A 17,640-nucleotide genomic window follows, 5' to 3' on the forward strand; every position below is an offset into this window, starting at 1 on the left:
CGGGTCCTGCTCGTCGATCATCTCGTCACACCACTCGGAACACACGGATGACGACCTGGTCGTCTCCGGGGCGCGCGTAGCCGACGAACTGCGACTCGGCGAGCCAGCGCAGGGGCTCGGCATCCGTCTGGAAGACGAACGCCGTGCGGTAGTACAGATCCTGTTCGGAGGGCCGCCCACCGGCCTGGAACTGCGCGATGGCCGCCTCGTTCGCCCGCCAGTAGCCGCGGTTCACGACATCGACGAGGTGCCCGTCGATCTCGATCAGATAGTGCGCGTCGAGCTGGGTCGTCACGCCGTGATCGACCCACCAGTCGCCGCCGCCGGGCACCACTCGCCCCTCGGCGCGGGGTCCGGAGAGTCGCCCGCCGGTGATCGCGGTGAAGTGCAGCTCGCCGCCTTCGCCTCGGCCGATCCGCTGGGGCGGGGTCACATCGACCTGCAGCTCGAAGCAGTACTCGAACGCGGGGATCATCAGCTCGGTGTCGGTCATCGCCGTCTCCTCTTCATCGGTCGGTCGAGCCCGATCGTGGGGATCGGGGTGGTGCGCACCGGTATGCGCCGCTGCGGTACCCAGCCGTCGCCCGGGATCGAGTCGAGCAGCAGACGGGTGTATTCAGCCTGGGGGTTGTCGAGCACGGTCCCGGTATCGCCGCGTTCCTCAATGCGACCGTCGCGCATCACGACCACCTCGTCGCACAGACGGCGGATGACGGTGAGGTCATGGGTGATCATCAGCAGGGCGACGCCGGTGTCGAGACGGATGCGCTCGAGGAGCGACAGGATCTCGACCTGCGTGGTGACATCGAGCGCCGACACGGCCTCATCGAGCACCAGGATGCGCGGTTCGGCGGCGAGGGCCCTCGCGATCGCGACACGCTGGCGCTGGCCGCCCGAGAGCGATCGGGGTCGTGCGTCGAGCAGGGCCACGTCGAGGTGCACCGAATCCATCAGCGCCGACACCCGGGCGGAGAGCGCCGCGCGGTCGTCGTCGCGGCGGTGCACGCGAATCGCCTCGGTGAGGCACTGCCGCACGGTCTGGCGTCGATCGAGCGACTGGTACGGATCCTGGAACACCATCTGCGCGGTCTTCGCGCGGGTGCGTCGTTCGGCACCCGATGCTGCTGGTGCGCTCCAGTCGTGCCCGGCGACGCGGACGGTGCCGGCGTCGGCGCGCTCGAGGCCGCAGATCACGCGGGCGGTGGTCGACTTGCCCGATCCGGACTCGCCGACGATGCCCAGCGACCCACCGGCCGCGAGGCCGAACGACACGTCGTCGACCGCGGTGAGGATGTCGTGGCCTCGACCGTGCGCGGCGCGCACCCGGAAGGATTTCTTCAGCCCGTCGACACGCAGCAGCGGCTCGGATGCGGTGGAGGGGGAGGCCGCGGCTGCGGGCGGAGTCACCGGAACGGCGTCGAGCGATGCCGACATCAGGATGCGCGTGTAGTCCTCGGTGGCATCCGCGCGCATGCTCGACCCGCGGAGCGTCTCGATCGTACGGCCCTGCTTCATGACGACCACACGGTCGCACACCGCTCCGGCCAGAGCGAGGTCGTGCGTGATGAAGAGCAGCGACAGATCGCGGTGGCGGCGCAGGTCGCCGATCACGGCCATGACCTCTTCCTGGGTCGTCACATCGAGCGCCGTGGTGATCTCATCGGCGAGCAGCAGTCGGGGGTCCATCGCCAGGGTGGACGCGATCATCACCCGCTGCAGCAGCCCGCCCGACAGCTCGGCGGGACGCTGCCGCAGCCGGCGGGTGGGAGAGGGCACTCCCACCTCGTCGAGCAGTTCGACGGCTCGGCGCTCAGCGGCATCCGGAGTGAACCCGGCCACCGTGACCAGTGCCTCGGTGAGGAAGTCGCCGATCGTCCGCAGGGGGTTCAGGTGGGCACGAGGGGTCTGGAACGCCATGCCGATGCGCAGCGCTCGCAGCTCGCGGCGCCCTCGCTCGTCGAGGGATTCGAGATCCTGGCCCTCGACGCGAATGGTGCCGGCCGTGGTGAAGGTCTCTGGGAGCAGGCCGGCGATCGCCCGCACGCTGAGCGTCTTTCCCGACCCGGACTCGCCGACCAGTCCCACCGATTCGCCGAGGGCGACGTCGAGCGTGCAGTCGTGCACGAGCGTGCGGGAACCGTCGGGCGTGGGCATCGTGATCTCGAGGCCCTGCAGTTCCAGGACGGGTGTCGTCATCGTTCCTTCTCCTCTGCCCAGGTGGTGGCGCGGGCGCCGATGATGCCGACGGCGAGCACCGTCATGACGATGAGCAGAGCGGGGAAGAGCGACTGCTCGGGCGCGCCGGCGAGGATCGCGGCCTGGCCGCCGGCGATCATCGAGCCCCAGTCGGCGGCGGGCGGCTGCTCGCCTAGGCCGAGGAACGAGATCGCCGCGAGATCGAGCATCGCGTAGCCGAATCCGATGGTCGCCTGAGCCGCGACGACCGGTATGAGGGCCGGGATCAGATGGCGGAAGCAGATCGCGGCGCTCGAGACGCCCTGCACTCGCAATGCCGCGATGTACGGCCGACCCAGCTCGCGGGACGCCGCTGTCTGGACCAGTCTCGCGACGACCGGGATGTACGCGATCGACAGGGCTGCGACGGGGGCGACCAGCCCCTTGCCGAACATCGCGACCGCGAGCACGGCGAGCACCAGCCCGGGGATCGCGAAGATCACGTCGATCACGCGGGCTGTCGTGCCGCGGATGATTCCTCCGAACCAGGCCGCGGTGATCGCCAGGGTCATGCCGAATGTCGTGGAGAGGACGACGACGATCACCGGCGCCGTGACGCTGGCGGAGGCGCCGACCAGCACACGCGACAGGATGTCGCGACCGAGGTCATCGGTGCCGAAGAGGTGGTCGAGTGAGGCGGGGTCATTGATCGGACCGGCATACAGCTGATCGGGCGAGTAGGGGGCGAGCCACCGGCCGGCGATCGCGATCACGGCGACGGCGGCGAGCACGACGACGGCCACGACCACGAGGGGATCTCGGCGGGCGAGCCGACGAGTGGCGGCGGGGATGCGCCCCGCGGCGAGCTGACCGACGCTCATGCGTTCCTCCTGGTTCCTGCGGAGTCGGGGTCGATTGCGGCGGCCAGCAGGTCGGCGATCGCGTTGAGCACGACGAACAGGGCGACGAGCAGCAGGGAGACGACCTGCACGACCGGCAGATCCTTGCGGGCGGCGGCTTCGGTGAGCAGCGACCCGACGCCGCCGAGTCCGAACGCCTGTTCGGCGATCGCCGAGGCGGCGAAGAGACCGGCGATCGTCGTGCCCGAGATCGCGAGGATCTGCGGAGCCGCGTTGTGGAAGACGTGCCGGCGGAAGACACGCCCCCACGGGATGCCGCGGACGCGGGCCGTCTCGACGTGCTCGGAGTGCAGCTGGGCGACCAGGGCGCTGCGGGTCACTCGACTGATGTACGCGATGAACATCAGCGCGAGTGACACCGCAGGGAGCACCAGGTGCCAGAGCCGGTCGAGCCCCTCCTCACCCGCCCCGAACGTCGGGAACCAGCCGAGCGAGGTCGCGAAGATCCAGATCAGCAGGATTGCGACGATGAACGTCGGCAGGGCCATGCCGAGCGACGTGGTGACCGAGACCACCATGTCGGTGCGACGACTGCCGATCGCGGCGAGGATCCCGGAGCCGAGGCCGAACACCGCGATCAGCGCGGTGGTCAGCAGCACCAGCTGGAACGTCACGGCGAACCGTGCTCCCACGAGCTCGGCGACATCTGTCTTGTAGACGAACGACCGACCGAAGTCGCCGGTGACGACACCCCCGAGCCAGTGCAGGTACTGCAGCCACACCGGGTCGTCCAGCCGGTACTCTGCGCGGATCGCCGCGATGAGCTCCGGGGTCGGACGGGCCCCGCCCGCCAGCGCCGTCACCGGGTCACCCGGCGTGAGCAGAAGCGCCGAGAAGATGATGACGCTGGCGAGGAAGAGCGTGAGCGCGAGTCCGCCCAGCTTGCCGAGCACCGTCCTGATCATGAGGGTCTGTCCCGTCGTCGCAGACGACTCACTCGCCGCCGAGGCGCAGCGCCCAGGGGGAGCTGTAGATGGCGACGGAGGTGGTGATGCCGGTGAGGTCGTCGGACAGGTAGGTGAGCTGGTAGGCGCCGGCGAGCGTCACCTGCAGCTGGTCCGGGGCGAAGATCTCCTGCGCGCTCACGAACGCCTCGGCCGCGGTGGTCGCATCCGTCGCGGTGCGCGCCGCCTGGAGGTCGGCCGTCACCTCGTCGTTCGCGTAGCCCGACCAGTTGAAGATGCCGCCGAACTCTGCCGGCAGCATGAACAGCTGCGGGTAGCCGAGCACGCCGGGCACCTCGAGGTAGCCGGTCGTGGCGACGAAGTCGATGCCGTCGCGCAGCTCGGGAGTGTAGAAGAGTGCTCCGAAGTCGGCCGGCTGACGCTCGTCGATCGTGACGGTGAGGCCGATGTCCTTCGCCGCGCTCTGGATGATCGATGCCGTCTGCGAGAACTCCTTGGCACCGGCAGGAACGGCGAGCACCAGGGGCGTGGAGGTGTCGATGCCGGATTCGGCGATCAGGTCTTTGGCCGCATCGAGATCGACCTCGGGGGAGGGCAGCGCGTCGTAGGCGTCCTGGTAGGTGTCCTTCGCCTCCATGCCGCTCCAGACGAACGGCGGGACGATCGTCTTCTGCACCTGGCCGAGGCCCTGCAGAACGGTGTCGATGTAGGTGCTGCGATCGATGGCGAGGCTCAGCGCCTGGCGCACGCGCGGGTCGGCCGCCGCGCTGTCGGCCGAGGTCGGACCGAAGCTGTACGAGGCCGTGGAGGGCCCGGAGATCAGGCGGCCCTCGCCGTCTTCTGCTTCAAAACTCTGGCGCGACCCCGGCGGCACGTTGAAGGCGCCGTCGATCTCGCCGGCGGTGAGCGCGGAGGTGAGGGTGGCGCCGTCGGTGACGAAGACGAAGCGGATGCGCTCGGTGAGCGGTGCGCCGTTCCAGTAGTCGGGGTTGGCGGTGACGGAGATCTCGGTTCCGGGCTTCCAGTCGTCGAGCTGGTACGGGCCCGCACACATCAGGCCGCCGCCGGAGGTGCCGAGGTCCGCGCCGACGGTGTCGCCGAAGGCCTTGCTCATCACGGCGCCGCCCCCGCCGCCGAGGGCGTCGCGGAACGTCGTGTCGGGTGCGGTGAAGTGCACGATGACGGTGCCGTCGCTCGAGGTCTCGATGCTCGAGATCAGAGCGAACGCCGCGTACCACTGCGACGCGGGGGTGCGGTTGCGCTCGAGGCTGTAGGCGACATCCGCAGCGGTGACGGGGGTGCCGTCCCAGAAGGAGACGCCGTCTCTGACCGTGATCTCGAAGGTCACCGGATCAATCCACTCGGCCTTCTCGGCGATGCCCGCTTCGAGAGTGAAGCCGGGCTCGACCGTGAGCAGGCTGTCGCAGAGGTTCGGGATGATGATGTTGGCGGATGACGAGGGGTCGAGCGTCTGCGGTTCGCCTTCCACGACAGCCCAGGTGACCTCGTCGACGGCGGTGGTGGCCGCCGGCAGCGAGGTGACGAGAGAAGAGGCGTCGATCTCCTCGGGCGACGAATCGTTCGTCCCGGTGCGCGGGGCGCAGGCGGTGGCGGCGAGAACGGTCGCTGTCGCCAGGGCGGCGGCGACGGTGAACCGGCGTCGGGTGGTGCGGGTCATGTCGGGTCCTCTCAGGTGCGTGCAGCGGGGGCGTCGTCGACCCCGCCGGGAGTAGATGGTGCAGGCAGTGCTGGTGGAGCGGGTGGTGCGGGTGATTCAGGTGGTGCGGCTCATCTGACTACGTAGACGCGGATGCAGATCTGCTCGTCCTCGTCTCGGGCGAGGCCGATGAACTGATTCCGGCTCAACCAGCTGTGCGCCGGGGCGTCGGTCTGGAACACGGGGGCGGTGCGGAAGTACGACGTGCCATCGGCCTCTTCGCGGTAGTAGCCGCGGTTGAGGATGTCGATCGCCGATCCGTCCGATGCCCGCAGCAGGTAGCGCGCTTCGAGCTGGAAGGTGCCGTCGCGCTCGACCGACCAGTCGCCGCCGCCCGCGATGACCGAGCCCTGCAGCAGCGGGCCGTCGACGGTGCCGCCGGTGATCGGTGTGAAGGCGAGCACTTCGTGCGGGCCGCGGCCGAGGTGGATGTCGGTGTCGACGTCGACGCGGATCTCGAAGGCGTACTCGAGGATCGGTTCGGGCTGAGGGGAAGGCGTGGTCATGACAGTTCTCCATCCAGGACGGGAAGGTGGATCGTGAGGCCGTCGGATCCACCGATCGTGAGGTGCTGCAGGTTGGTCGCCGTCGGCCCCCAGGCCCAGGGGTCGGCGCCCGTGCCGGTCTGCGGCACGAACTCGGGGTAGTCGCTGCTCGACACGTGCACCCGAAGGCTGTGTCCGGCGCGCAGCCGGTAGCCGACCTGGCCCAGGTCGAGGTCGAGGGCCGCAGGTTCTGTGGCATCGGCGACCTGACGCTGCCCGCGGGCGATGCGCAGTGCGGTGCCGTCGGGTGCGAGATCGAGCAGCCGGACGAACAGATCCATCACGGGGCCGTCGGAGCGGACGGTCGCGGTGGCGGTCACGGGGCCCGCGAGGTCGACATCGGCCGCGACCGGAGCGGAGGTGAAGACGAGCACGTCGTCGCGTGCGCCGATCGGCGCCTCGTCGGGGAGTTCGAGCAGGAACGAGAACGCATCCTCGGCGCTCGACGGCACGAGGTCATCGGGGTCGTGGGTCCACGTCAGCTCGGTCGGCTGCGCCGCGGCATCCTGTGCCAGTCCTCCCTCGGCGGTCGCCTGCAGCGCGACGGAGCGGATGCCGGCGGGCGGCCACGCCGCATCCGTCCGCTCTTCTTCGGTGCCCGCGAGGTTCCAACGCACGGCGGGGATGTCGGCGGGGGAGCCGTTGCCACGCACGTACACCTCGAAGAACTCGAGCGTCGGGTCGAGGGTGCGGGGGAGCAGGGCGCGAATCTGCTCGTCGGTGCGTTCTGCGACGCGGTCTGCGGGGTCGCTCAGCAGTTCGTAGCCCTCGTGATCGATCGACTCGATGCGCAGGTGGTGGTGTGCGGCCCACGCCGGGTTCTTCGTGATGTCCGCGACGTCGGACCACGACAGGGGCGAGCAGTTGTCCCACCAGCCGATCGTGTGCAGCGCGGGAACCGAGCGCGCGGCGAAGGGGGATCCGAGGGGGAAGCGGGGCAGGTGCACTGGGCGCGGGTACCACTGGTCGTACGAGATCGATCGCTCGCCCGCGTCGGCGAGGAACTCCTCGACCTGAGCTGCGAAGTCGCGTCGCGTCCAATCGGGCTCCCACATGTAGGTGTCGTTGCCGTGGAAGTGGCTGACCGGATACAGGTAGGTGATCGTCCATTCGACGTTCGAGGTGCGCTCGCCGGGTGCGCGATGCACGGGCTCGCCCAGGCCGGTGCCGGTGACGCGGGGTGCGATCGCCTTGAGGGCGGGGTGGCCGCTGGCGGCTGCCGCCCACTGCGTGTAGCCGTAGTAGCTGTCTCCCCACATCGCCACGCGGCCGTTCGACCAGGGCTGCTGCACGATCCAGTCGAGGGTGTCCTCACCGTCTCGCACCTCGTTGACGAAGAGCAGCGCCTCGCCCTCGGAGCGGAACTTGCCCCGCACGTCCTGCGCGACCACGCGGTACCCGTGCGCCATCAGGTATTCGGCGATCAGCGGGATGTAGGTGTAGCTGCCGCTCTTGTCGTAGGGCAGGCGGATGAGGATGGTGTCGCCGGCCGCATCGCCGTCGTCAGTGGGGAGATAGATGTCGGCCGCGAGCAGCACTCCGTCACGCATCCGGACGCGGGCGGGGCGTGCCAGATCGCTCTCGGGAGCCGCGGGAATGCGGATGAAGCTGGTCATGACTCTCCTTCTGGACCTCGGCGCCGGGGAGACCGCGGTGCTCGATGAATCACAACGTAAGTCCGGCGCAGTTAATAGTCAAGTCTGACTAGACTAAAAACTTGTAACATCTATGTATCCTGCTGATGCAGGGAAAGAGGGGGACCGATGGCACGTCCGACCGTGGCCGCAGAACGCCGCGACCAGATCATCGAGGCCACGTTGCAGACCGTGGCGGAGCACGGCATCGCCGGCACGTCGCTCGACCGCATCGCGGAAGCCGCCGGGATGTCGCGCGGACACGTGCGCCACTTCGTCGGCAATCGTGATCAGCTGCTCGCCGACACCGCCCGGCACGTGTTCGCCGACGAGACGGGCACCCTGACGATCCTGCCGTCGACGCTGGTGACGTTCACCGACGCGCTCGACTATCTGTTCGGCGAGGAGTTCACCCGATCAGACACCGAGAACGCCGTCGTCCTCGGGTTCGTCGAGCTCTCGCGTACTAACCCGCCGATCGCCGAGGTGCTCACCGAGGCCTATGGCCACACGCGCACCACCCTCGCCGAGCTCGCCGCCGCTGAGTACCCGAAGGCGGATGCGGCGACATGCGAGCTCGTCGCCGACGGCACGCTCTCAGCCGCGCTCGGCAACGTCTTCATGGGCGACTTCAACCCCGACGAGGTCCGCACCGCCCGGGTGCGCCGGGCCGTCGAGACGCTGCTCGCCGCCCTCTGACGTTCGACGTCGGGGGCCGCTGCGGGCCCCGACACGAGAGGATGGTTCGGTGCCGATCTCCTCCGACCGTCCGGATTGCTTCCGCCTGCCGGCCGTCGACGCCGCGGCGATCCGGACGCGCCCGGACCAGCTGCACCTCGTGCCGCCGGACAGCGCGGCTGACGCGTCGGCGATCATCGAGAGCCACCGGCGAGCGCGCGTCGCCCGCGGCAGGAGCGATGCGATCGGGTGTCTCGTCCCGATCGCCGGCGGTCTCCTGCTCGCGGTCGTGGCCGGCGTGGTGATCGCGTCGCTCCGACTGCCGTTTCGAGACGCGGCCATCGCCGTCGGGCTGCTGTTCGTCCTGGGTGCCGTGGTGACCGCAGTCATCGCCTCGCGCGCGCGACCGACCGCCCTCACCCCGAAGCCCTTGCCGTCGGTGCTGATCCATCCCCTCGTGGTGGCTGGGGCCCCGGCGGACCTGACCGCCCGGGACATCGAGCTCGCGTCGCAGGTGCTCGACGAGCGGGACCGTGCCGACGCCGACCTCCGAAAGGCCCGCGCCGACGCGCAGCTCACCGACGAGGAACGATACGTCTCCCCGGGAGACCGATCGACCTGGTACTTCCGTCCGGAAGACCTGCCCGGCCTCGAGCGCACAGCAGACGACGCGGAGAAGCAGGCGCGTGCTGTCGCCGACCGACTCGGTATCGTCCTCGGTTCGGACGGCGGCAGCGGCTCAGCACCGGAAGCCTGACGCCGCCTGCACGGCGATCCCCGCATTCGCGGCGATACCGGCACCCCTCAGGCGATGTAGATCTTGCGGAGCGTCTCGGTGACCGTCCACACGGTGCGCTGGCCCTCGGACAGTCGCACGACCGACCCGGGGTCGACCTCGATCGCAGGCAGCGCCGGTTCGACGAACTCGATGCGAGCGTGACCTGAGAGCACGACGAACACCTCGTCGGCCTCGGTGTCGGATGCCGTGCCCGGCGTCATCTCCCAGATGCCGACCTCGACCTCGCCGAGGGTCGCCAGCGGGTGCGTGGCGGAGGTCGGCCGGCCGATCAGCACCTCGTCCGACGGCAACGGCGAGTGCGCGAGCGGCAGCGCCGCGGCATCCACTCCGGTTCCCGATGCGAGCTCGCTCACGAGTCGAACCCCATGCCGACGGCGTCCAGCGTCTTGAGGAACAGGTTGCGCTTGCCCTCGTTGTGGTCGGCCTGGTCCATCGCGGCGCGCACGAGGTTGACGCCGATCGAGGCGACGGGCTCGGGCGGGAACGGGATCGGCTTCTCGCGCACCATCGCGAGCTCGGTGCGCTCGGTCGGCTCGCCGGTCAGCTTGTCGAGCATGACGTCGGCGGCGAAGCGGGCGGCGCCGACGCCGAGGCCGGTGAAGCCGGTCGCATACGCGACCCGACCCTTGCGGGCGGTGCCGAAGAACGCGCAGAAGCGGCTCGACGAGTCGATCGCCCCCGCCCAGCGGTGAGTGAAGCGCAGGCCCTCGAGCTGCGGGAACGTCGTGAAGAAGTGTGAGGCGAGCTTGCGGTGGCTCTCGGCACGGTCCTCGTATTCGGGACGCACCTTGCCGCCGAAGTGGTAGACCGCGTCGTATCCGCCGAACAGGATGCGGTTGTCGGCCGTGAGCCGGTAGTAGTGGAACTGGTTGGCGCTGTCGGCCAGGCCCTGACGGTTCGCCCATCCGATCGAGGCGAGCTGCTCGTCGGTCAGCGGCTCGGTCATCAGCACGTAGTCGTAGACGGGAACGGTCATCAGGCGGTTGCGCTTGAGCAGCGAGGGGAAGACGTTGGTGGCGAGTGCCACGGCATCCGCTCGCACCCGTCCGCCGTCGCGGGTCACGAGCGTGATCGCGCTCGACCCGTCGCCGATCACCTCGCGCACGAGCGAGTGCTCGTAGATCTCGACCCCGAGCTCGATCGCGACACGGGCCAGTTCGAGACCGAGCTTCGCGGGATGCACGAGCGCGCACGCGTCGCGTTCCCACGCTCCGGCGAGGAATGTGTCGGAGTGCACCTCGGCCTGCACGGCCTCGCGGTCGAGGAATCCCTCCTCCTCGCGCAGCCACTCCACCTGGTGCGGCTCGACGGCCACGGCCAGCTGGCCGGTGCGCTCGAAGTCGACGTCCATGCCATAGCGCTTCACGGTCGCCTCGATGCCGTCGAGGTTCTCGAGGCCGAGTTCTTCGAGGCGATCGATCTCGTCGGGCCAGCGGGTGACGCCGTTCTCATGCCCGTGCGTGAGGCTCGCCTCGCAGAACCCGCCGTTGCGGCCGGATGCCGCCCACACGATGCGCGACGCCTCGAGCAGCACGACACGTCGCTGCGGGTCGCGCTCCTTGGCGCGCACGGCGGTCCAGAGTCCGGCGTAGCCGCCGCCGACGATCGCGAGGTCGGCCGTGATGCTCCCGGCCAGGGCGGGGTGCGAGACACGCTCGACGTCGTCGAGCCAGAACACGCTGAGAGCCGTGTCGCGCAGCGAGGCGTCGATCACGGCATCCGCGGGGCGGCGACGTTCGAAGACCGTGGTTCCCATGATCAGTCCCGTTCTCGGAGCCGCGCCTCAGCGCGTGCCCCAGTTGTAGAGGTCTTTGTAGAGCCCGGCGTAGAGCAGACTTTCGGTGTGGGTGATGCCGGGGATCGTGCGGATGCGGGTGGCGATCAGGTCGAGCAGGTGGCTGTCGCTCTCACACACGGCCTCGACGAGGATGTCGAAGGTGCCCAGAGTCACGACGACGTAGGCGAGCTCGGTGATCTTCGTCAGCTCCTCGGCGATGAGTCGGGGGTCGCCCGTCACTCGGATGCCGATCATCGACATGCGGTTGAAGCCGAGCTGCATAGGGTCGGTCACCGCGACGATCTGGATGATGCCTGCCTCGGTCATCCGCTGCACGCGCTGGCGCGCCGCCGCCTCGCTGAGCCCCACCTCTCGGCCGATCTCGGCGTAGGGCCGTCGCCCGTCCTCTTGCAGCAGCTCGACGATCCGCTTCGAGATGTCATCCAGCACGGGCTGCTTCGCTGTGGCGCTCATGTGTCGATATTGACATTTTCGCCGCCTTCTGGCAACTGATTCCGTCGTTCAGGCCAGCAGGCTCTTCTGTATTCGCAGTCGGATCGCTAGCATGGCGACCATGGCCACAGAACTCCTTCAGAACTTCATCGGCGGGCAGTACGTTCCCGTGAACGGACAGGGGCGGATGCCGCTCATCGATCCCGTCACCGAGGAGACGTATGGCGAGCTGCCGGTCTCGGACGCCTCTGACGTCGATGCCGCGTACGCCGCGGCATCCGCTGCCTTCCCGCTCTGGCGCGACACGACCCCGGCCGACCGCCAGCTCGCGCTGTTCCGCATCGCCGACGAGATGCAGGCGCGTGCCGAGGAGTTCGCCGACCTCGAGTCGAAGGACACCGGCAAGCCCCGGGCGAGCCTCGTGACCGACGAGATCCTGCAGTCGATCGACCAGCTGCGGTTCTTCGCCGGTGCTGCGCGCAGCCTCGAGGGGCGGGCGGCGGGGGAGTACCTCGCCGGACACACCTCGTTCGTGCGCCGCGAGCCGATCGGCGTGATCGGTCAGGTGACCCCCTGGAACTATCCACTCAACATGGCGGTGTGGAAGATCGCCCCCGCGCTCGCCGCAGGCAACACCGTCGTGCTGAAGCCCGCAGAGTCGACGCCGCTGACCACGCTGCTGCTCGCCGAGATCGTGGCGCTGCACACACCGGCCGGCACGCTCAACGTCGTGCTCGGCGACCGCGACACAGGGGTGGCGCTCGTCGAGCACCCGACCCCGCAGATGGTCGCGATCACCGGCTCCGTGCGTGCGGGCATGGCCGTCGCGCGCTCGGCGGCGAACGACGTCAAGCGGGTGCACCTCGAGCTCGGCGGCAAGGCGCCCGCGATCGTGTTCCCCGATGCGAACCTCGACAAGGCGGCGTCCGGCATCGTCGCCGGAGCATTCTTCAACGCCGGGCAGGACTGCACGGCCGCGACCCGCGTGCTCGTGCACTCGTCGGTGCACGACGAGTTCGTCGCGGCGCTGGTCGAGAAGGCGAAGACGGATGCGCGCACGGGCGGCCCCCACGAGGAGGGTGTGCTCTATGGCCCGCTCAGCAGCGCGGCCCAACTCGCCCAGGTGCAGGGCTTCGTCGACCGGCTGCCCGCGCACGCGAAGATCGAGACCGGCGGGGAGCGTCAGGGTGAGAAGGGCTACTTCTTCGAAGCGACGATCGTCTCGGGTCTGCACCAGGACGACGAGGCCGTGCAGGGCGAGATCTTCGGCCCGGTGCTGACCGTGCAGGCATTCGACACCGACGAGCGGGCGCTCGAGATGGCCAACGACGTGCCCTACGCACTGGCCTCATCGGTGTGGACGACCGATCATGCCCGTGCGATGCGCTTCTCACGCGACCTCGACTTCGGCTGCGTGTGGATCAACACGCACATCCCGTTCGTCTCCGACATGCCGCACGGCGGGTTCAAGCACTCCGGCTACGGCAAGGACCTCTCGCAGTACGGCTTCGACGACTACACGCGCGTCAAGCACGTGATGTCAGCGCTCGACTGAGGATCGGGGTTCTGATTCCTCGACACGTATGACGCGATGTGTCAAGCTGGGCGCACGTCGAATCCGGGGGGATCATCTTGGCACGACCACTCGCGGGGCCCCAGACCCTGCTTCGAACGCTCAACGGCCGCGCGATCCTCGAGACGCTCGCGCGCCGGGGCCCGCTCACGCGCGCGGAACTCGTCGCCGAGACAGGTCTGTCGCGCACGGCGGTGACGCAGGTGCTGCGAATGCTCGAGGCATCGTCAGCGGTGGCCGCGGCCGGGGTCGATCGTGACACGCGCGGACCCGCAGCGGGGCGCGTCGCACTGCATCCGCAGCTCGGGTTCGCCGCAGCCGTGCACGTCGACGCCCACGCCGCTCATGTCGCCCTGGTCGACCCCGCCGGGGCAGTGCGAGCAGAGACTCACGCCGCATTCCCGCCGCGCGGCGACCGGGTGCAGCACATCGCCGGGCTGGTCGACGCGTGTCGCCGCACGGTGAACGGGCCGCTGCTGCTCGCTGTCGTCGGCATTCCCGGCATCGTCACCGCCGACGGAGGCATCCGCGACGACCAGGGTCCCGACGGCGGCGCGTTCAAGAACGGGCTGGCCGTGCGGCTCGGATGCCCGGTGCGGGTCGAGAACGACGTCAACCTCGCGGCGCTCGCCGAGCTCTCGGAGGGCACCGGCGCAGGCCTCAGCAGCTTCGCGCTGCTGCTCCTCGACGACGGTCTCGGGGCCGGGATCGTCATCGACGGGTCCCTGCACCGTGGATTCTCGGGTGTCGCCGGCGAGGTCATGTATCTGCCGCAGAGCCCGCTGCCGATCGGCGCTCCGGTGCTCGGCGACGCCGTCGTGCGCGACCTCGCGCTCGCCCACGGACGCGACCCCGACGAGACGATCGACCAGCACCTCGACGCGGCGTGGGCCGGTGATGCGGCCGCGCTCGCCATGACCGCCGAGATGGGGCGCAGGCTCACCCTGATCGCCGGCAGCATCGCGCTCGTGCTCGACCCGGAGGCGTTCCTGCTCAGCGGCACGGCCGCGCACCCGGCGCTCGCCCGTGCAGCAGCCGAGTTCGCGGAAGAACTCGCCCCGCAGCTGCCGCTCACACTCGTGGTCTCGTCGTTCGGTCCGGAAGCACCCCTGGTCGGCGCGGTCGGCGAGGCGGCATCCGCGCTTCGGGCATCGGTCTTCGCCCGACTGCTCCCCGCCTCGGACAGGAGCCGAAGATGACCTCGGACCTCGCGGATCGCCTCGGACTCGCACCCGGAGCCAGGGGCGTGATCATCAATGCGGACGATTTCGGCATGTGCCACGCGGCCAACACGGCGATCACCCAGCTGCTGGACGCAGGCCATGTCGACTCGACGACCCTGATGGTGCCGTGCGCCTGGGCGCCGGAGGCGATGGCATTCGCGGCCTCGCGCACCGACCTCGACGTCGGCGTGCACCTCGTGCTCACGAGCGAGTGGACGGACTACCGCTGGCGACCGCTCACGGGCGCCGCCAGCACCCTCGTCGACGGAGCGGGGTACTTTCCCGCCGACGTCCTGGCCATCGAAGAGCTCGCGACGGTCGATGACGTCGCCGCCGAGATCGCCGCGCAGCTGCAGGCGGCGCTGGATGCCGGGGTCGACGTGACCCACCTCGACAACCACATGGGATCGGTCTACGGTCTGCTCACCGGGCGGGACTTCCTCGGTCCGGTCTTCGAGCTCGCCGCCCGCAACGGACTGCCTTTCCGGCTGCCGCGCAGCATGGAGGGCACAGACGACGACCCCGCGCTGCAGGCGAAGCTCGCGGAGGCATCGGCCGCAGCCGACGCCCTCGGGGTCGAGATCATCGATCGGCTGTGGAGCCACCCGTTCGAAGAGGTGCCCGGCGAATCCTATGAGCAGGTCCGCGACGGCTTCATCGCCCTGCTGCGCGCTGTTCCGGCCGGGGTGACCGAGATCTACCTGCATCCGATGGTCGACGACGACGAGCTGCGGGCCGTCGTCGACTTCGCCGCCGCCAAGCGCGGACACGAGCTTCGCCTGCTCTCCGACCCCGCTGTGCTGCAGGCGTTCGCCGACGAAGGACTCGTGCGACTCGGCTGGCGCGACCTGCGCGATCTGCAGCGGAGCCGGCGCGCATGACCTCGATGGCGACGCGGCTGCGCGATCGCCGACTCGACGGCGCTCCCACCAGAGCGCAGGCGATCGCGTTCGGCGCATCCGGGTTTCCCACGCAGCTCATGGCGCAGACGTTCTCGGCTTTTGTCGTCTACTTCTACGTCACCCACCTCGGCGTCGCACCGGGGTGGGTCGCCGCGGCGATGATCGCGCACGGCATCCTGAACGCGGTGCTGAACCCCGTCGTGGGCGCGCTGTCCGACCGCATCCGCACACCGTGGGGCCGCCGCATTCCGTGGATCGGGCTCGGCATCGTGCCGCTCGTGGTCGCCTTCGCGCTGGTGTGGATGCCCCCGGAGCTGCCGACCGCCGGGCTGATCGTGTGGTTCCTCGTCGTCGTGGCGGTGTACGACATCGCGTTCGTGGTGGTGGTGCTGAACATCTCGGCGCTGTTCCCCGAGATCTTCCGCACGACCGACGAGCGGGCGCGGGGCAACGTGCCGCGCCAGATCTTCGCGATCCTCGGAATGGTGCTCGGCACCGCGGGCGCCCCTGCACTGTACGGGTCGATCGGCTGGCCGGGCATGGCGATCGTGCTCTCGACCGTCTGCCTCGTGCTGCTGGTGTGGTCGTTCTTCGGCGGCATGGTCGAGCGCCGGGTGCCGGAGGCGGCATCCGAGGCTATGCGGTGGCGCGACCAGCTGAAGTACACGTTCGCGAATCGGGCGTTCGTCCCCTACGTGCTCGGCTCGCTGTTCATCCAGACATCGATCGCCGTGATCCTCGCCGCTCTGCCGTTCTACGTGAGGTATTCGCTGGGCGCCGCCGAGGGCGAGGCCAGCCTGCTGCTGGGTGCGATCTTCGTGACCGCCATCCCGTCGATCGTGCTGTGGAGCGCGGTCGTGCGCCGCACCTCACCCCGCGCGGCGCTGCTGTGGAGCGTCGCGGTGTTCGGCATCGCCATGCTCGGCTACCTGCTGCCGTCGACCGTGCCGGCCGCGGCTCTGGTCGGCGTCGCGGTGGGTGTCGGTGTCGGCGGCCTGCTGCAGCTGCTCGAGGTCGTGCTCGCACAGATCATCGACGAGGACGCCACCCGCACCGGTCATCGACGAGAGGGCGCCTACTTCGGCGTGAACGGGTTCGTGGTGCGCGGCTCGGTCGTGCTGCAGGCCGTCGTCGCGGCGGCCGTGCTGACGGCGTCAGGCTTCGATGCGTCGCTGGGCGATGCGCAGCCGGAGGCGGTCGATGGCGGCATCCGCGTGATGGTCGCCGTGGTTCCGCTCGTCTTCGCCGCCCTCGCGTGGCTGTGCTTCTGGCTCTACCCGATCCGCACCCGAGACCTCTGAGGCCGCTCCCGAGACCTCTGAGGCCGCACCCGAGACCTCTGACGTCAGGACGCGGCCCGACGCGCTTCCCACCCCGTCCGCACCATCTCGTCGACCGTGTACCGCATCTTCCAGTCGAGGTCGCGCGCGGCGAGCTCGCCGGTCGCGACGATGCGGTCGGGGTCGCCGGGGCGACGGGGGCCGATCTCGGGGGTGAAGTCGATGCCGGTGACGCGTGCGACGGCATCCATGATCTGCTTCACGCTGAGGCCGTCGCCCGAACCGAGGTTGTAGGCCGCTTCGATCGGCGCGCCGGTGGCGAGGCGCTGGGCTGCGGCGACGTGGGCCGCCGCGATGTCGCCGACGTGCACGTAGTCGCGCACGTTGGTGCCGTCTTCGGTGTCGTAGTCGTCGCCGTTGATGCGCGGGGTCTCTCCCGCGATGAGCTTCTCGAACACGATCGGGAACAGGTTGTGCGGGCTCACGTCGTAGACGGTCGGGTCTGCGGAGCCGACGACGTTGAAGTAGCGCAGCGACGTGTGTCGCAGCGGCTTGTCGGACTCGGCGGTCGCGATCGCCTGATCGCGCAGCAGCCATTCGCCGATCAGCTTCGACTCGCCGTAGGGGCTGGCCGGCTTCTTGGCGGTGTCTTCGACGACGAGCGCCACATCGGGGGTGCCGAACACGGCGGCCGACGACGAGAACACGATGTTGGCGACGCCCGCGGTCTCCATCGCCTCGAGGATCACGCGGGTGCCTTCGACGTTCTGCGCGTAGGTGTGCAGCGGACGCTGCACCGACACCCCGGCGTACTTGTATCCGGCGACGTGGATGACGCCCTCGGCGTGGTGGTCTCGGAGGGTCTTCTCGACGAGCTCGCGGTCGAGGATGCTGCCCTGCACGAAGGCCACGCCCTCGGGCACGAACGACGCGACGCCACTCGAGAGGTCGTCGAGGATGACGGGCGTCAGCCCCGCATCCGACAGTGCGCGAACGACGTGCGAGCCGATGTAGCCGGCGCCGCCGGTCACGATCCAGGACATTGTGCTCCTCAGGGTG

17 protein-coding genes are annotated in these 17,640 nt (G+C 69.5%); 6 read left to right on the plus strand and 11 right to left on the minus strand.

Annotated elements, in window-relative coordinates; all coding sequences use genetic code 11:
• Positions 1–25: 25 nt before the first annotated feature.
• The 7 genes from OB895_RS14495 to OB895_RS14525 all read right to left on the minus strand — a co-directional run bounded on the left by OB895_RS14495 (position 26) and on the right by OB895_RS14525 (position 7,878).
• The gene (locus OB895_RS14495) at positions 26–493 is read right to left on the minus strand and encodes a DUF3237 domain-containing protein (RefSeq protein WP_079113576.1); all 468 of its coding nucleotides are present in this window, start codon (positions 491–493) and stop codon (positions 26–28) included.
• Positions 490–2,196 carry a nickel ABC transporter ATP-binding protein NikE gene (gene nikE, locus OB895_RS14500; protein ID WP_042537883.1) on the minus strand — a complete coding sequence of 569 codons (1,707 nt, stop codon included), beginning with the start codon at positions 2,194–2,196 and terminating at the stop codon, positions 490–492. Before nikE ends, OB895_RS14495 begins: the two co-directional genes overlap by 4 nt.
• Positions 2,193–3,056: an ABC transporter permease gene (locus OB895_RS14505; protein ID WP_079113575.1), complete on the minus strand. Its 864-nt coding sequence runs from the start codon at positions 3,054–3,056 to the stop codon at positions 2,193–2,195. Before OB895_RS14505 ends, nikE begins: the two co-directional genes overlap by 4 nt.
• The gene (locus tag OB895_RS14510) at positions 3,053–3,988 is read right to left on the minus strand and encodes an ABC transporter permease (RefSeq protein ID WP_237049533.1); all 936 of its coding nucleotides are present in this window, start codon (positions 3,986–3,988) and stop codon (positions 3,053–3,055) included. Before OB895_RS14510 ends, OB895_RS14505 begins: the two co-directional genes overlap by 4 nt.
• Before the next feature lie 40 nt (positions 3,989–4,028).
• Positions 4,029–5,678 (minus strand): ABC transporter substrate-binding protein, encoded by a 1,650-nt coding sequence (locus OB895_RS14515; protein WP_311877988.1) that lies wholly within the window; start codon positions 5,676–5,678, stop codon positions 4,029–4,031.
• 110 nt (positions 5,679–5,788) lie between these two features.
• Positions 5,789–6,223, minus strand: a complete 435-nt coding sequence (locus OB895_RS14520) for a DUF3237 domain-containing protein (protein WP_042541469.1) — start codon at positions 6,221–6,223, stop codon at positions 5,789–5,791.
• Positions 6,220–7,878, minus strand: a complete 1,659-nt coding sequence (locus tag OB895_RS14525) for a CocE/NonD family hydrolase (protein ID WP_042541470.1) — start codon at positions 7,876–7,878, stop codon at positions 6,220–6,222. The genes OB895_RS14520 and OB895_RS14525 overlap by 4 nt, the downstream gene beginning before the upstream one ends.
• Positions 7,879–8,025: 147 nt before the next feature.
• Here OB895_RS14525 and OB895_RS14530 point away from each other — a divergent pair, with 147 nt between their 5' ends.
• Entirely contained in the window at positions 8,026–8,595 is a 570-nt protein-coding gene (locus OB895_RS14530; RefSeq protein WP_042541471.1) for a TetR/AcrR family transcriptional regulator, read from the plus strand.
• A gap of 49 nt (positions 8,596–8,644) precedes the next feature.
• A complete protein-coding gene (locus OB895_RS14535) occupies positions 8,645–9,331 on the plus strand; it encodes a hypothetical protein (protein WP_042541472.1) in 687 nt (228 codons plus the stop codon).
• Positions 9,332–9,378: 47 nt separating this feature from the next.
• On the opposite strand, the gene OB895_RS14540 is transcribed toward OB895_RS14535, so the two are convergent.
• The 3 genes from OB895_RS14540 to OB895_RS14550 are packed head-to-tail and all read right to left on the minus strand — an operon-like array spanning position 9,379 to position 11,624.
• Positions 9,379–9,726 carry a cupin domain-containing protein gene (locus OB895_RS14540; protein ID WP_042541473.1) on the minus strand — a complete coding sequence of 116 codons (348 nt, stop codon included), beginning with the start codon at positions 9,724–9,726 and terminating at the stop codon, positions 9,379–9,381.
• On the minus strand, positions 9,723–11,129 hold the full coding sequence (locus OB895_RS14545) for an NAD(P)/FAD-dependent oxidoreductase (protein ID WP_079113572.1): 1,407 nt from the start codon (positions 11,127–11,129) through the stop codon (positions 9,723–9,725). The genes OB895_RS14540 and OB895_RS14545 overlap by 4 nt, the downstream gene beginning before the upstream one ends.
• Positions 11,130–11,156: 27 nt before the next feature.
• Complete coding sequence (locus tag OB895_RS14550; RefSeq protein ID WP_042541475.1) at positions 11,157–11,624, minus strand: Lrp/AsnC family transcriptional regulator; 468 nt, start codon at positions 11,622–11,624, stop codon at positions 11,157–11,159.
• Positions 11,625–11,724: 100 nt separating this feature from the next.
• On the opposite strand from OB895_RS14550, the gene OB895_RS14555 reads away from it, so the two are divergent.
• The 4 genes from OB895_RS14555 to OB895_RS14570 all read left to right on the plus strand — a co-directional run bounded on the left by OB895_RS14555 (position 11,725) and on the right by OB895_RS14570 (position 16,602).
• Complete coding sequence (locus OB895_RS14555; protein WP_079114065.1) at positions 11,725–13,158, plus strand: gamma-aminobutyraldehyde dehydrogenase; 1,434 nt, start codon at positions 11,725–11,727, stop codon at positions 13,156–13,158.
• Positions 13,159–13,235: 77 nt separating this feature from the next.
• Complete coding sequence (locus OB895_RS14560) at positions 13,236–14,375, plus strand: ROK family transcriptional regulator (RefSeq protein ID WP_079114064.1); 1,140 nt, start codon at positions 13,236–13,238, stop codon at positions 14,373–14,375.
• Complete coding sequence (locus tag OB895_RS14565) at positions 14,372–15,280, plus strand: polysaccharide deacetylase family protein (protein WP_079113571.1); 909 nt, start codon at positions 14,372–14,374, stop codon at positions 15,278–15,280. The genes OB895_RS14560 and OB895_RS14565 overlap by 4 nt, the downstream gene beginning before the upstream one ends.
• On the plus strand, positions 15,277–16,602 hold the full coding sequence (locus tag OB895_RS14570; RefSeq protein ID WP_079113570.1) for an MFS transporter: 1,326 nt from the start codon (positions 15,277–15,279) through the stop codon (positions 16,600–16,602). The genes OB895_RS14565 and OB895_RS14570 overlap by 4 nt, the downstream gene beginning before the upstream one ends.
• Positions 16,603–16,646: 44 nt before the next feature.
• Here the strand turns inward: OB895_RS14570 and galE are convergent, their stop codons facing one another.
• Positions 16,647–17,624 carry a UDP-glucose 4-epimerase GalE gene (gene galE / locus OB895_RS14575; RefSeq protein ID WP_079113569.1) on the minus strand — a complete coding sequence of 326 codons (978 nt, stop codon included), beginning with the start codon at positions 17,622–17,624 and terminating at the stop codon, positions 16,647–16,649.
• Positions 17,625–17,640: the final 16 nt, after the last annotated feature.

This window comes from Microbacterium forte, from assembly GCF_031885415.1.
In the GTDB taxonomy this organism is placed as follows: Bacteria; Actinomycetota; Actinomycetes; order Actinomycetales; family Microbacteriaceae; genus Microbacterium; species Microbacterium forte.

Bases quoted from the DNA above. Each gene is read 5' to 3' on its own strand.
- OB895_RS14565 (WP_079113571.1), top strand. From the start codon at position 14,372: ATGACCTCGGACCTCGCGGATCGCCTCGGACTCGCACCCGGAGCCAGG.
- OB895_RS14505 (WP_079113575.1), bottom strand. From the start codon at position 3,056: ATGAGCGTCGGTCAGCTCGCCGCGGGGCGCATCCCCGCCGCCACTCGT.
- galE (WP_079113569.1), bottom strand. From the start codon at position 17,624: ATGTCCTGGATCGTGACCGGCGGCGCCGGCTACATCGGCTCGCACGTC.
- OB895_RS14495 (WP_079113576.1), bottom strand. From the start codon at position 493: ATGACCGACACCGAGCTGATGATCCCCGCGTTCGAGTACTGCTTCGAG.
- OB895_RS14525 (WP_042541470.1), bottom strand. From the start codon at position 7,878: ATGACCAGCTTCATCCGCATTCCCGCGGCTCCCGAGAGCGATCTGGCA.
- OB895_RS14520 (WP_042541469.1), bottom strand. From the start codon at position 6,223: ATGACCACGCCTTCCCCTCAGCCCGAACCGATCCTCGAGTACGCCTTC.
- OB895_RS14570 (WP_079113570.1), top strand. From the start codon at position 15,277: ATGACCTCGATGGCGACGCGGCTGCGCGATCGCCGACTCGACGGCGCT.
- nikE (WP_042537883.1), bottom strand. From the start codon at position 2,196: ATGACGACACCCGTCCTGGAACTGCAGGGCCTCGAGATCACGATGCCC.
- OB895_RS14545 (WP_079113572.1), bottom strand. From the start codon at position 11,129: ATGGGAACCACGGTCTTCGAACGTCGCCGCCCCGCGGATGCCGTGATC.
- OB895_RS14530 (WP_042541471.1), top strand. From the start codon at position 8,026: ATGGCACGTCCGACCGTGGCCGCAGAACGCCGCGACCAGATCATCGAG.
- OB895_RS14550 (WP_042541475.1), bottom strand. From the start codon at position 11,624: ATGAGCGCCACAGCGAAGCAGCCCGTGCTGGATGACATCTCGAAGCGG.
- OB895_RS14555 (WP_079114065.1), top strand. From the start codon at position 11,725: ATGGCCACAGAACTCCTTCAGAACTTCATCGGCGGGCAGTACGTTCCC.
- OB895_RS14515 (WP_311877988.1), bottom strand. From the start codon at position 5,678: ATGACCCGCACCACCCGACGCCGGTTCACCGTCGCCGCCGCCCTGGCG.